At 64.9% G+C, this 13,252-nt stretch carries 11 protein-coding genes; 7 read left to right on the top strand and 4 right to left on the bottom strand.

Annotated features, from left to right (window positions below; genetic code table 11):
* Nucleotides 1-17 precede the first annotated feature (17 nt).
* The 3 genes from FV217_RS15385 to FV217_RS15375 form a co-directional block, all read right to left on the bottom strand.
* Entirely contained in the window at nt 18-1,100 is a 1,083-nt protein-coding gene (locus tag FV217_RS15385) for a molybdopterin-dependent oxidoreductase (RefSeq protein WP_147818056.1), read from the bottom strand.
* A gap of 149 nt (nt 1,101-1,249) precedes the next feature.
* Nucleotides 1,250-1,771 (bottom strand): DUF1993 domain-containing protein, encoded by a 522-nt coding sequence (locus FV217_RS15380; RefSeq protein ID WP_147818055.1) that lies wholly within the window; start codon nt 1,769-1,771, stop codon nt 1,250-1,252.
* A 121-nt stretch (nt 1,772-1,892) separates the two neighbouring features.
* Nucleotides 1,893-2,540 carry a hypothetical protein gene (locus tag FV217_RS15375; RefSeq protein ID WP_147818054.1) on the bottom strand — a complete coding sequence of 216 codons (648 nt, stop codon included), beginning with the start codon at nt 2,538-2,540 and terminating at the stop codon, nt 1,893-1,895.
* Here FV217_RS15375 and FV217_RS15370 point away from each other — a divergent pair.
* The 3 genes from FV217_RS15370 (at nt 2,521) to FV217_RS15360 (ending at nt 5,765) form a co-directional block, all read left to right on the top strand.
* Entirely contained in the window at nt 2,521-2,715 is a 195-nt protein-coding gene (locus FV217_RS15370; protein WP_147818053.1) for a hypothetical protein, read from the top strand. The two genes, FV217_RS15375 and FV217_RS15370, sit on opposite strands and share 20 nt — an antisense overlap.
* A gap of 259 nt (nt 2,716-2,974) precedes the next feature.
* Nucleotides 2,975-3,772 (top strand): alpha/beta hydrolase, encoded by a 798-nt coding sequence (locus FV217_RS15365; RefSeq protein ID WP_147818074.1) that lies wholly within the window; start codon nt 2,975-2,977, stop codon nt 3,770-3,772.
* A 1-nt stretch (nt 3,773) separates the two neighbouring features.
* Nucleotides 3,774-5,765 (top strand): PAS domain-containing hybrid sensor histidine kinase/response regulator, encoded by a 1,992-nt coding sequence (locus FV217_RS15360; RefSeq protein ID WP_147818052.1) that lies wholly within the window; start codon nt 3,774-3,776, stop codon nt 5,763-5,765.
* Between the two features lie 219 nt (nt 5,766-5,984).
* Here the strand turns inward: FV217_RS15360 and FV217_RS15355 are convergent, their stop codons facing one another.
* Nucleotides 5,985-6,731 (bottom strand): glutaredoxin, encoded by a 747-nt coding sequence (locus FV217_RS15355; protein WP_147818051.1) that lies wholly within the window; start codon nt 6,729-6,731, stop codon nt 5,985-5,987.
* A 347-nt stretch (nt 6,732-7,078) separates the two neighbouring features.
* On the opposite strand from FV217_RS15355, the gene FV217_RS15350 reads away from it, so the two are divergent.
* From FV217_RS15350 to katG, 4 genes are all read left to right on the top strand, one after another.
* Nucleotides 7,079-7,495 (top strand): BA14K family protein, encoded by a 417-nt coding sequence (locus tag FV217_RS15350; RefSeq protein ID WP_147818050.1) that lies wholly within the window; start codon nt 7,079-7,081, stop codon nt 7,493-7,495.
* A 107-nt stretch (nt 7,496-7,602) separates the two neighbouring features.
* Nucleotides 7,603-8,808 carry a DUF2252 family protein gene (locus FV217_RS15345; RefSeq protein ID WP_147818049.1) on the top strand — a complete coding sequence of 402 codons (1,206 nt, stop codon included), beginning with the start codon at nt 7,603-7,605 and terminating at the stop codon, nt 8,806-8,808.
* Between the two features lie 16 nt (nt 8,809-8,824).
* Entirely contained in the window at nt 8,825-10,159 is a 1,335-nt protein-coding gene (locus FV217_RS15340; protein ID WP_187272582.1) for an SLC13 family permease, read from the top strand.
* Between the two features lie 269 nt (nt 10,160-10,428).
* A complete protein-coding gene (gene katG / locus FV217_RS15335) occupies nt 10,429-12,750 on the top strand; it encodes a catalase/peroxidase HPI (protein WP_147818047.1) in 2,322 nt (773 codons plus the stop codon).
* The last annotated feature ends 502 nt before the right edge of the window (nt 12,751-13,252 follow it).

Here is a 13,252-nt window from a genome sequence, read left to right as displayed (position 1 = left end):
TGGGGTCGACCGATGTCTTACTCTGTGACGCTCACCCGCACCCGGTGCCAGCAGGTGCAAAGGTAGCCTTTGTGGTTCCAGGTGTCGTCCGGCAGCGCCGGCTGCGTCTGGCCGGCCGCGTCCCAGGCGCGGACAGCAAGCTCGTGCTCACCTGGAGGCAGATCGAGTTCCACGCTCCAGAATGTCCAGGCGAACGGCGCATCCGGCTCGTGCTCCAGTCCAGCCTGCATCCAGGACCGGCCTCCGTTCCCGGAGACGTCGACACGGACGATGGCCCTGTCGCCGCTCACCGCGTAGCCGCGAACCCAGTTTTGTCCGGCCTCGAGGGCAGCTCCGCGTTCCGGCTCGCAGATCGCGGCGTTCAGCGGCATCGTTTCGATGGTGTGTCCCTTGGTCGGGTCCGCCGTCTCGGCGGTCACGTCGGGCGGGTACAGCTTGTAATCGTCGGCCTGGATCGGATTATCGGACGGGTGGTCCTGCACGGCGAGGCGCCGGAGCCATTTGGGGCTGCGCACGCCGGCAAAGCCCGGCACGACCGCGCGGACCGGGTAGCCGTGCTCGGGCAGCAATGCTTCACCGTTCATGACGTAGGCGAGCAAGGTCTCGGGCGCCATCGCCTTGCCGAGTGGGATCGAGGCGCCGTACGGGCGGCCTTCCACCCTATCGTGGCTCTCGAAGGCCACATGGAGATCCGCGCCATCCGCGACACCGGCCTCGCGCAGGATGTCGCCAAGGCGGACCCCGGTCCACGCAGCCGTCCCGATGGCTCCGGCATCCCATGGGTCACCCGATACCGGGGCAACCGCTCGCAGGTCGGCGCGACGGTTGCCGGCGCATTGCAGCGTTGCCGTGACCGTGGTTTCCGGGAAGCGGGTCCGGAGGTCGTGCAGCGAAAGCTCCAGCGTGACTCCGGTTCCGCCATCGACGGTCAGGCGCCAGGTGTCCGGGTCGAGGTCCGGCAGATCGCCGTGCGAGCGGACATAGAAGTCCTCGGCCGGAGTCCGATAGGAGGCACGCAGTCGGCCGAGCGGCGGTTCGGCATTGTAGGGCTGATCGCCATGGACGATCAGACGAGCCTTTCGCTCGGACAGGCTCGACATCGGGGCTCCCGTTCGGGTGGGGACACAGGAGTGAACGCGCCGGCGCTGCTAAGGCTCAATCGACGACCACGAGACTGCCGGGGCGACGTCGTCACGCACGCGATCCCCCCATACCGCAGATCGGTTTCGGTCCTGGGGTGCGTGAACGACTACCTCGCGGTGTGGATGTTCGGCGGCCCGAGATGCTGGAGAAAATCCGGTTTGCCGAGGCTCACGCCAGCGCTGCGGAGGATCCCGTAGGCTGTGGTCGCATGGAAGAAGAAGTTCGGAAGCGCGAAGCCGGTGAGATAGGCCTGCCCGGTGAAGCGGTATCCCATGCCGTTGGGGAACTTCAGCTCCACCTCCCGCTCCGCGCCCGAGGCCAGTGCGGCCGGATCGACGCCCTCGACGAAGGCAATTGTTCTGGCACAGCGCTCCTTGAGTTCGGCGAAGGTCGCCTCAACGTCGGGCATTGAAGGCGCATCGATTCCGGCGAGGCGTGCCACCGCGTTCTTCGCGCTGTCGGACGCCATTTGATACTGGGCCGGCAGGGGCCTCATATTCGGAGCCAGCCGCCCGATGAGCAACTCGGCTTCCGGCTTCTCCGATGCCGCCTTGTTGAGCCACGCGCTCATGCTGCTAAGCGCGTTGACGAAGACCGGGACGCTGACGTCGTGGATGCTGATGCTCATCCGGGCTAGCTAAGGCACCTGCCATCATAGACGCGGTGATAAGGCGCACACCGCGCAAGGGTGCGTCAAGCGCCGAAGAGAGGGATCGGCTGCCCCATGCTGGGTCGACCAGCCTGATGGGCTATCGCTGTCCGATACCGATGCGGGTACCGAGCGCGTCCGGCGCCGGATTGCTGCAGGCGAAACGCGGCGGCGGCGGCGGTCCGGCAAGCCCCGTCTGCGCGTTCACCGACAATCCCCCCGTGACGGTTTTCTGCGGAGGCGCTCCCTCGGCCGTCGTTGTCGCTTCCATGAACCTGACGCTGCCGTCGGGCGCTTTCGCAAGAACGATGTCGATCCTCGCGCTCGGCCGCGTGCCGTCTTTTCCGAATCGCATCTGATACGGCAGCGGCAATTCCTCGAAGGTCGAGAAGCCGCTCGCGTGGAGCCTGCCCTCGCTGTCAATCAAGGCTCGGCGAACGACCATCCGAGCTTGCGTGCCATTGCCAAATTCGGTTTCGCTGACGACGTTGCCGCCCTCGATTGGCCGATAGGTCACATACCAATTCCGCCCTGAGGCGGGCTCCCGGCAATCGTTGGACCATGTTCCGACGAGACCGAACCTTGCGTAGGCTTCTGCAGGTAAAATTGGATTCTCCACCGTCTCCAGCCTTCTCGTGAGCTCCGAGATACTCGTCCACCAAGTATCCACCCCACCCTGTTGTTGGGCGATGGCCATGCCCGAGGTTCCCAGCAGCAGGAGGGCAGACGTGACAGAAATCTTCATCATGCCGGCGGACCTAGTGGAGGGCGATTGGTACTCGATCATCAGCTCGGAGGTCGCCCCGGCCGTCGACGTCGAGCTGCCGTCTCGGCAAAACGTGATGCTGCCAGCCGTGACGTCGATGGGCGGGCGACAGGACATCGTGCAGTTCGACGTCGCGGTGGCGCTCAAGTCCCGATGAATACTCACGAACAATAAGGACCGCAACCACACCGTCAGGCTTCTGATGCTTGGTAAGGCCAGATTCGTGTCCGCTTTCAGGCGAGGGTGGCGACCGCTCATGCGACCGAATTGGGTTGGGAACCGCCTGGCTGCTTTCGGTTGCAGCCTCTCTAGAACCGGGCATCGACCAGTCCTTCACGATGTCGCGCAGCGTCGCCGATCCGGTCGACGCCCGGTGCAAAAATGCTAAACGACAAGATCGCAGGGGGACGCGGATCTTGTCGGTCATCGAGCGGCACCACACGACACAGGCAGGGTCCGGTGACACCGCCATGGTTTTCGCTCATGGCTTCGGGTGCGACCAGAACATGTGGCGGTCGGTGGCGCCCGCCTTCAAGGACCGTTATCGCACGATCCTGTTCGACCATGTCGGTGCGGGCGGCTCGGACTTCTCTGCCTACGACCCGGCCAAGTATGCCTCACTCGAAGGCTACGCCGACGACGTGGTCGAACTATCTCGCGCCCTCGGCGTAGAGCGCGGTGTCTTCGTCGGCCACTCGGTTAGCGCCATGGTCGGCATCCTCGCCTCGAAGAAGGCGCCCGAGCTTTTCGAAAGCCTCGTCCTCGTCTGTCCCTCTCCGCGATACGTCGATGATGAGGATTATGTCGGCGGCTTCACCCGAACACAGGTCGACGAGCTTCTCGAATTCCTCGACAGCAATCACATGGGCTGGTCAGAGGCGATGGCCCCTACGATCATGGGCAACCCGGATCGCCCGGAACTCGGACAGGAACTCACCAACAGCTTCTGCCGCACAAACCCGGACATCGCCAAGCGCTTCGCCCGGACCACGTTCCTGGCGGACAACCGAGCCGACCTACAAGGCGTGACTGCGCGTTGCCTCGTGATCCAGTGCTCGGAGGACGTGATCGCGCCTATTGAGGTCGGGGAGTACGTGCACCGCAACCTGCCGGGCAGCGAACTGGTCCTGCTTGATGCGACCGGGCACTGTCCAAACCTGAGCGCGCCGGAGGCGACGACCGCAGCGATCGAGGCGTTTCTTCGAGGCCAATGACGTGGACGAGGTGACGCCCATCCTCCGGGCCCAAGAGGCGGACGACCTCGAAGACCTGTTCGAGAACGCCCCCTGCGGCTACGCCTCGACTCTGCCGAATGGACGCTTGTCGAGGGTCAACCGGACGCTTGCGACGTGGACGGGATACACGGCCGAGCAACTCGTCGGCCGCCGCTTCCTCGACCTCCTGAACATCGCCGGCAAGATCTACTACGAGACCCACTTCGCGCCGCTGTTGCGGATGCAGGGCTTTTTCAACGAGGTTGCCCTCGACATCGTGCGAGCGGATGGGGCGGCTCTGCCGGTCCTAGTGAACGCGGTGGCCCGGCGGGACGATGCCGGTGAACTCCGGTTTATCCGGATCACGGTGTTCAACGCCTCCGACCGGCGGCGCTACGAGCGCGATCTCCTCGAAGCTCGGCGTACCGCCGACGAAGCCCGGGTCGCGTTGCAAGACCTCAACGCGACGCTGGAGGCCCAGGTCGCAAAGCGGACGGCGCAGCGCGATCGGGCTTGGCGTTTGTCGCAGGAATTGCTCGTCGTAGCTCTCCCAGATGGCACGTTCGAGAGCGTGAACCCGACTTGGACCGAGCTTCTTGGCTGGTGGGAGGATGAGCTTATCGGCGCATCATTCGTGGAGAGAACGCACCCTGACGACCTGACTGCGACCTTGGCCGTGTTCGATGGCATCCTGGAGCGTCCGCTCACGATCCCCCATGCCTCCCGCTTCCGGCACAAGGGTGGCTCGTACCGCTGGTTCGCCTGGACGGCCGCGTTTGAGGATGGTCGCGTCTACGCCTCAGGACGAGACATCACGCTCGAACGGGAGCAGGCCGAGGCACTGCGCCAGTCGCAGAAGATGGAAGCCGTGGGACAGCTCACCGGCGGCCTCGCGCACGACTTCAATAACCTGCTGGCCGGCATCTCCGGTTCGCTGGAGATGATGCAGAACCGCATGCAGCAGGGGCGCTTCAACGACGTCGAGCGTTACATGTCGGTAGCACAAGGAGCATCGAAGCGGGCTGCTGCTCTCACCCACCGTCTGCTCGCATTCTCGCGCCGCCAGATCCTAGACCCGAAGCCCACCGACGTGAACCGGCTCGTCGCCGGCATGCAGGAGATGGTCCAACGCACGGTCGGCCCGGGCATCTCCGTCGAGGTGGTCGGTGCCTCCGGCCTTTGGGCCGCCCTGGTCGATCCACCGCAGCTTGAGAACGCGCTCTTAAACCTGTGCATCAACGCCCGCGACGCAATGCCGGACGGTGGGCGCATCACCGTCGAGACCGCGAACAAGTGGCTCGACGAAAGCTCTTCTCGGAAGCTCGGCATGCCCGAAGGGCAGTACTTGTCTCTGTGCGTGACCGACACCGGCATTGGCATGAGCAAGGATGTGATCGCGCGGGTATTCGAGCCGTTCTTCACGACCAAGCCGATCGGCGAGGGAACCGGCCTTGGCCTGTCGATGATCTATGGGTTCGCCCAACAATCCGGCGGGCAGGTGCGGATCTACTCCGAGGTCGGCGAGGGAAGCACGGTGTGCATCTACCTGCCGCGCCACTACGGCGAGGTCGCTTTCGACGATCCGATAGCCAAGCTCACCGTACTTCCCCGCTCCGAGCAGGGCGAGACCGTTCTTGTCGTGGACGACGAGCCGTCCGTGCGAATGCTCGTCACCGACATCCTCGACGACCTCGGTTACACGTCCATCGAGGCGGGCGACAGCGCTGCGGGGCTGAAGGTCCTTCTGTCCGACGTGCGCATCGACCTGCTGGTGACCGATGTCGGCCTGCCCGGTGGCATGAACGGGCGGCAGATGGCGGACGCGGCCCGTGTTTCCCGACCGGACCTAAAGGTCTTGTTCGTCACCGGCTACGCCGAGAACGCTCTTCTAAGCAATGGCCATCTCGTGCCGGGTATGGCGGTGCTGACCAAGCCGTTCCCGATCGAGATTATGGCCGCGCGCATCCGCTCCATGATCGAGGCAAAGCGGTAGAAAGCGCGCGACACAACCGTCGGCTTCCGGATGAAGGTCTAGGATCGGCTCCTCTCCCCGAACGTAAGTTGCCGGACGGCCGACAAATGGCCCTTCTTGCTAAGGATCGGGCGTACGAGTTTGCGTTTGACCAACTTGTCCAAATGACCTGAGCTTTTGGTGGGGCATCAATACGGGAGCGCTTCGAGCTGCCGGAGTTCAGATTGTCCGACCAATCCGTCAGTGGCCAGTGAACAGCATCCAGAGGGCCATGCCGACCATCATCACGTTCTCCGTGAGGGAAACGAAGCCAAGCGGTACGTTGCCCGATCCTCCGACGCAGGCGCACTTGATCTCGCGCTTCTCGACGTAGACCGCCTTGAACACCGAGACGGCGCCGATCGTGCCGATGAACAGAGCGACCGGGATCGACAGCCAATTCAGCGCGCCCGCGACCATGAGGATGCCGGCCAGTGCCTCGCAGAACGGGTAGGCGTAGGCGTAGCGCACCCAGCGCCGGGCGAGCAGGTCGTAGCCGAGGAACATCGACGAGAAGCTCTCGATGTCCTGCAACTTGAGGACTGCCAGGATGCACATGCTGAAGGCGATGAACCACTCGCCCGCCCGCACCATCAGCGGCGTGCCGAAGGCGGCGTAGCTCGCCGACAGCGCCATCAGCGCGGTCATCGCGAACACCGCTACCACGGGCGTGTAGCTCGTCGCCTTCGGATCGGCGACTGGCTTGCCGAGATGGCGGCGCAGGTCGTCGTAGCCGCCGATGCGCTCGCCCGCGATAAATGTCTGAGGCGTCGTCTTGACGCCATGCTCGGCCTTGAATCGGTCGGTCTCTTCGCGCGTCGTCAGCCAGTGGTCTTCGACCTTGAAGCCCTCGCGTTCGAGCAAATCCTTGGTCTTCAGGCCGTAGGGGCAGACGTGCTTTTCCAACACCATACGGTGGACAGTGGCCCTGCGGGTGGTGTCGAGCATCGGAAAATCCTTGTCTGAATGCGTCGGGGATTGCGACAGCCTTAACCCCGACAACGCGAGGCCGGCGGCCGGCTTTCCATCGTGCGCCTCGCGGCTGCTAAGCGCCCGAGATGCGGCGTCCCACCGTTGGAAGGTCAAGGACCGACCGAATTAAGGGCCGTGCGCCATTCTCGATGAAGTTCGTCACAACCTTAGGGCCTGAGGTAAGGAACGTCCGGGACGGGTGATTGTTTGAGGACTTCCGACCGTTGCGGAGTTTTGTCTCGTATTCCTCGCTGGTCCACCGCCTGGACAACCGTCGTCCCGACGAACGGCTCGCATCCCGCGCCCTCAGGATCCTGGTCCCGATGAAGCTCTCGTTCGCTCTCGCTGCTGCGGTCGCGGCGTTCCTGCTCGGACAGCCTGCTATCGCCGAGCCCGCCACCCCACCCATCGAGGCGCTCTCGGTGGAGGCCTCGCCGACCAGCTACGTCCAGTTCCGGCGCTTCGGGCACCGGCACCACGGCTTCCAACGCGGTTATGGATACGGGCGCGGCTCCGGCTATCGTCGCGGACCGGGCGTCGGCGCGGCGGTCGGCGCTGGCGTCGTGGGTCTCGCCACTGGAGCCATCATCCGGAGCGCCATCGCCAACTCGCAGGCCCAGGCGACGAAAGGCGCGCCGGGCTCCCAGGCCGTGGCCGCATGCGCCCGCCGGTTCCGATCCTACGACGCGTCGAGCGGAAGCTACCTCGGAACTGACGGCGACAGGCACGCCTGTCCGTAGGCTGGCGATGCTCGCGGGCCGCTCCTGGGTCCGCAGCCTCCCGAGTAAGTTGCCCGTCCTGGCTCTGGGCCAGACCACCCCACCCCGGCGCACGAAGAACGCGATCCATGTCGAAATATAGGGTTTACGGGCCTGGGGAGCGCCCAGCGGCGCTGGAGCGGCGCCGATTGCGCAAGATGGCGCGGTCGGCCCATGGCTACGTCCGCGGCAATACCCGGCAGTTCTATCGATGGCTCGACGAGATGCCCGAACTTGTACTGCCCGAGACGCAACCGATCTGGATCTGCGGTGACTGCCACATTGAGAACCTCGGTGCTCTCGCGGGCTACAACGGCGAGGTCGCGGTCCAGATCCGCGACTTCGACCAGACGGTTGTCGGCCATCCCGGCCACGACCTGATCCGGCTCAGCCTGTCGCTGGCGTCCGCCGCCCGATCCTCGGACCTGTCTGGCACCGTCACCGCGCAGATGGTCGAGGCGGTCGTACGCAACTATGCCCTGGCGCTCGCCCGGGGTCGGCGCGATGAAATCCCGTCGGCACCGAAGCTGATCGAGGCGACCCAGCGCTGCGCGTTTGACCGAACCTGGAAGCATTTGGCCAAAGACCGCCTGAAGCATCGCAGGCCGACGATCGATCACGGGAAAAAGTTCTGGCCGCTCGCTTCTGAAGAACATGCGGCCATCGTCGCGATGTTCGCACAACCGGCTATGCGTGAGCTCGTCCTCAAACTCCACCGACGGAGTGCCGACGCGCAAATCGAGGTCGTCGATGCGGCCTACTGGGTGAAGGGGTGCAGCTCCCTGGAACTGCTGCGCTACGCCGCCATCATCGGCATTCACGACGGCTCCGGGGAACCGCACTACGCCCTGTTCGACATCAAGGAAGCCGAAGCACCGGTAGCCCCGGTGGCGAGACCGGACGCGATTCCGAACGACCCGGCCGAGCGGGTGGTGGCCGGTGCGCTGGCGCTCTCTCCGCTCCTCGGGGAGCGCATGGCGGCCGGCCGGATCATGGACCGGCCGGTTTTCGTCCGTGAGTTGCTACCCCAGGACCTCAAGATCGAGGTCGACCAGTTCGCGTGCAAGCCCGCCGTCGAGGTCGCGGGCTATCTCGCCTACGTCGTGGGCGACAGCCACGCCAAACTCATGAGCGCACAGACGCGCAAGGCATGGCGACAGGAAGTCCGCAGGCGCGGCGCCCGGGAGATCGATGCGCCGGATTGGCTCTGGAACGGGGTGGTGGCGATGTCCGGACGGCATGAGGCTGGATACCTCCACCATTGCTGCGAGCACGATCTGGTCTACCGGCATTGATGGCGACACCGGAGCAATGAGCCGACGCGTTCATGTGCGGAAGCTGTCGGCGGCGGTGGCACTTGTAGCGCTCGCCCTCGCGGTGTCGTTGCCGGACGGGCTCGATTGGCCGGCCCGTGCCGCACTCCTGGCCTTCGGTGGGGCCGCGATCCTCTGGATCCTGACCGACCTAAATGCGGCCTACGTTTCCGTCGCTGCGGCCGTGTCCCTCGTCGCAGTCCGAGCCGTCGAGCAGCGGGCGCGGATCGAGGGCTTGGGCTCGAAAGTGGTGTGGCTCGTCATCGGCACCTTCGTCCTCGGTGCGGCGGTGGAGAAAAGCGGGCTCGCGGGCCGGCTCACCGCCCTGATCGCCGGGCGTGGGACCACGGTCGGCGGCCTGATGTGGCGCCTGACGCTCGGCATCGTGCCGCTCGCCTTCCTAATCCCGTCGACCTCCGGGCGGGCGACGGTGCTCCTCCCGCTGCATCGCAGCCTGACCGAGGCCGACGACGACCCCCGCCTCGCCAAGGCCGTCGGCCTGCTGATCCCAGCCCTCATCGTCATCTCAACGATCTGCAGCCTCACCGGCGCCGGCTCGCACCTCGTGACCGTCGACCTGCTGGAACGGATATCCGATCACAGCATCGGCTTCGGGCAATGGATACTTTGGGGCCTGCCGTTCGGGTTGGCCGCCTGCCTGATCACGACCTTCCTGATCGGCCGCCTGTTCCTCGACGCCGCGACGCGGGCGCGGCGGGTGGCCGAGATCGAGGCCCCGTCCGGTCCGCTCTCCGCTGTGGAATGGCGGACGGGCGCGGTGGTGCTCGCCATGCTGGGGCTCTGGCTGACGGAGGGGTATCACCCCTTCGGCATCGCCACCGTAGCGGTCGTGGGCGCGGTGATCCTGACGATGCCGGTCGTTGGCGTCCTCGACTGGGAAGAAGGCGTGAAAGCCGTGAACTGGTCGCTCGTGCTTTTCATCGCCGCCTCCCTGGTGCTCGGCCGGGCCCTGATTTCGACGGGGGCCGCGAAATGGCTGATCGGCTCGGCGCTGTCGGTGAGCGGCCTGCACGGCGACAGCCCAACCCTTCTGATTTTCCTCGGGTTGTCGGCGATCGGCCTATCGGCTCACCTCTACATGGTGTCCCATACTGCACGGGTGGTGGCGTTGTTGCCGCCGCTTTTACTGCTGGCCGACAGGCTCGGCCTCAACCCGGTCGCGGTCGCCTTCCTGGCGAATGTCGGGATGGATTACTGCCTCACCCTGCCGGTCTCATCGAAGGCCTTGCTGATCTTCAGCGTAGTTTCCCGATCGCCGGCACGCGCATCGTTCGACCCGATGGCGGCAGCGGTGATCCGTTGCGCGCCGTAATCATTGGAGCTTGGCGGAAGTTTTTTAATTGCGCGCGATAAGCTCGCGCAAATGTGAGATGGCATCTTCCAAGGCGCGTCAGAGTCCTTCAAGCACGCCTGAGTGGCGCGGCTCCTTGATTTTCGAGGCCAGCATGTGATGTCGCTCGCGATGCAGGATCGTTGAAGCGCGTCGGTCTGGCGAGGAGCGCCACGTCTGGCGTTGCCGTCAACGACAGGCCGAAGGCCCGACCATTCCGACGACGTCGGTCCTGCGCCAAGGGGATGTTGATGAACACGATGACGACCGACAAGACCAACACCGAATCGTACCCGATGGAGGGCAAGTGCCCGTTCGGCGGCGACCGCATTGGCGGGGCGTTCGGCAGCCGGCCGGCGCTGGAGAACTGGTATCCGCACCGCTTGAGGGTCGAGCTCCTTCATCACAACGGGCTCGCGGCCGATCCGCTCGGGCCCGATTTCGACTATGCCAGCGCCTTCGCGGCCATCGACCTCGACGCGCTCAAGGGGGACATCAAGCAGTTCCTGACCTCGTCCGTAGCGTGGTGGCCATCCGATTACAGCAACTACGGCCCGCAGATGATCCGCATGGCCTGGCATTCGGCCGGGACCTACCGCATCGCCGACGGGCGGGGTGGTGCCGGCACTGGGATGCAGCGTTTCGCGCCGATCTCAAGCTGGTGGGACAACGGCAATACCGACAAATCGCGCCGCCTTTTGCAGCCGATCAAGCACAAGTACGGCAACGCTCTGTCCTGGGCAGACCTGATGGTGCTCACGGGCAACTGCGCTCTGGAGATCATGGGCCTGCCGACCTACGGATTTGCCGGCGGGCGCCTCGACGCCTGGGAAGCGGATGACGCCACCTACTGGGGTCCCGAGGTCGTCGCGATGGGCTCGGTGTCGAGCTTCGACGAGATGGTCAACCGCGACCAGCGCTGGCGGGGCAAGAACGGCGACGCCGACTACGACCTCGAGAACCCGCTCGCCGCCTCCCACCAGGCGCTAATCTACGTGAACCCCGAGGGGCCCTACGCGAACGGCGACCCGCAGGGCTCGGCCAACGACATCCGCGTGACGTTCTCGCGCATGGCGATGAACGACGAGGAGACCGTGGCGCTGATTGCCGGCGGCCACGCCTTCGGCAAGAGCCACGGCATGACCCCCGCCAAGGAGATTGGACCTCCGCCAGAAATGGCGCCGATGGAGGCTATGGGGCTCGGCTGGCACAACCCGAAGGGCACCGGCTCGGGCAAGGACACGATGACCAACGGCATCGAGGGCAGCTGGACCTCCAACCCGACGCAATGGGATAATGACTACCTGGAGAACCTCTTCAAGTTCGACTGGGAGCAGACCAAGAGCCCAGCTGGCGCCCTGCAGTGGACTCCGAAGGATCCGAATGCGCCTAAAACCCCCGACGCCCATGTCGTGGGCCAGATGCATCCCCTCATGATGATGACGTCCGACATCGCCCTGAAGGTCGACCCGGAGTACCGCAAGGTCTGCGAGAAGTTCCTCAATGATTTCGACGCCTTCACGCAGGCCTTCTCCAAGGCGTGGTACAAGCTCACCCACCGCGACATGGGCCCGAAGCATCGCTATCTTGGTCCGGAGGTGACGATCGAAGACGGTCTGCTGTGGCAAGACCCGATCCCCGATGCCACCTACGCTCCGGTGGGCGAGGCCGACGTCGCCACCCTTAAACAGGCGATCCTGGCCCAGGGCCTCTCGGTCTCGGATCTCGCCTTCACCGCCTTCTCGGCCGCCTCGACCTACCGCGACAGCGACAAGCGCGGCGGTGCCAACGGTGGCCGTCTGGCCCTCGCCCCGCAGAAGGACTGGGCGGTCAACCGCCGGGCCGCGCCCGTGGTCGAGGCGCTCCGCGGGGTCATGGCCGAGTTCAACGGCGGCCGCACCGACGGCAAGCAGGTCTCCCTGGCCGACCTAATCGTACTCGCAGGCTGTGCCGCCGTGGAGAAGGCCGCCAGGGACGCCGGGGTTGAGACGTCCGTGCCGTTCACGCCCGGCCGGGTCGACACCACGCAGGCGCTGACCGACATCGAGATGTTCACCTGGCTCAAGCCTGTCGTGGACGGTTTCCGCAACTACGTCGACGACGGTTTCGGGGCGATGGCGCCGAGCCTGTCGCCGGAGGAGATGTTCCTCGACAAGGCCAACCTGCTTACGCTGACCGCACCGGAATGGGTGGTGCTGACCGGCGGCCTACGTGCCCTCAATGCCAATCACGACGGGTCGAACAAGGGCATATTCACCGACCGGGTGGGCGTGCTGACGACGGACTTCTTCCAGAATCTAACTGATACGAATCTGGTGTGGGATAAGATCGACGCCGCCGGGATGTCCTTTGCCCTCAAGCACCGCGAAACCGGACAGGCAAAGTTCGAGGCTACGCGCAACGATCTCGTGTTCGGATCGAACGCGCAGCTTCGCAACATCGCTGATGCCTATGCCGGCAGCGACGGCCAGCGCCGGTTCGTCGCGGATTTCGTGAGGGTCTGGGACAAGCTGATGATGCTTGATCGTTACGATGTGAAGGGCCATCGGCGTTACGGCCCCATGGCGGCCTGATCGACAACGGATAGTGCAACTCGCGCCCCCGTTTTACCATCCGGTAAGACGGGGGTGTTGACCGCCGCCTGCAGAATTAGCCGCAACAGTGCCTTCACCACCATCTTTCATCTGCTCGGCCCAGGGCGTTTGCATCCGTCAGCCGAGATCGCGGCCAGAGCTGACCTGCCTGCCCTTGCGTGAGAGGCTGCCTAGGGTCCTTCTGTGGGATGTTCCCACCCTGACCACGGTGCCAAGCACGCCCGCGCCTCTAGCTTAGCGGTGTCCAGTCCCCACCATCAGTGGCAGAGATCTGACGCTTGGTACCCACCCTGAACGTTACTGATGGGTGGGGAGCGGAACCTGACCCTTCGCCCTGAAGCGGACATTCCGCATTCGACCCTGGCTGTGTCAAAACCCCGATGATGGTACGTTCCTTCGGTCTGACCGGAGGTAGACATGGGCCGGTTTGTTGTCGGTGCCGAGCGCGATCAGACGACGCTGTTTCCGCCTTGTCTCGAGG

It is taken from the genome of Methylobacterium sp. WL9 (assembly GCF_008040035.1).
GTDB lineage: Bacteria > Pseudomonadota > Alphaproteobacteria > Rhizobiales > Beijerinckiaceae > Methylobacterium > Methylobacterium thuringiense.
The sequence above is the reverse complement of the archived record's forward strand: the minus strand, read 5'-3'. Positions and strand labels throughout refer to the sequence as shown.